This window comes from Vibrio sp. 811 (assembly GCF_033339195.1).
This window is the reverse complement of sequence record NZ_JAWOUB010000682.1, coordinates 1-584: the sequence shown is the minus strand read 5'-3', so window position 1 is coordinate 584 and position 584 is coordinate 1. Positions and strand designations below refer to the sequence as shown.

Genomic DNA, 584 nt, shown 5'->3' with positions numbered 1-584 from the left:
GTAGCTTCTCACGCTCTTTCTCTAACGCTTCTAGATCTTGCGAGATTTTGAGTTCTTTCTGGAACACTTCACGAGAGCGTTCAAACATGGTTGCTTGCATATCCGCTTGGCGAGTGAGCTTTTCATTCTCTGTCTTGCTCGAGCTCAACTTGTCATTCTGTTGCTTCACTTGAGATTCCAACGACAAGTTAACCTTCTCGACCTCGGTAAGCTGAGTTTGTAATTTTTTCAGCGCTTTCTGATGTGCAGCGTCCTTTTCTGCGAGCAGTGCATCCACTTTCTCTTGGATTTCTTTGTCTAGCGACTCTTCACGAGTTTTAACTTGAGAAACTAACGCGGTTTTATCTTGCGCAAGCGCTTGATATTTATCTTCTAAAACTTGGTAAGTAGATTCCCATTTCTTAGCCGTCAAAACGGAGCCAACCAAGCCCCCAAATGCCAGGCCTAGTACCGCTGCAATTGCGATATATATGTGTGTGCGTTTGTCACGTTCCTCAATGACAACCACTTCATCTTGTTCTTCAATATTTTTTTGAGAAGTCACCGTATATTACTCCAAGGACTCTTCTATCTTGCTAGCGAAT

Annotated in this window: 1 protein-coding gene; it reads right to left on the bottom strand. The window is 43.3% G+C overall.

The genetic code is table 11. The annotated features are described in order from the left end of the window. Positions 1-544 (bottom strand): chromosome partitioning protein ParA (locus R7Q46_RS28810; protein WP_318078532.1); only part of this gene is annotated, 544 nt, incomplete at its 3' end. Positions 545-584 lie beyond the last annotated feature (40 nt).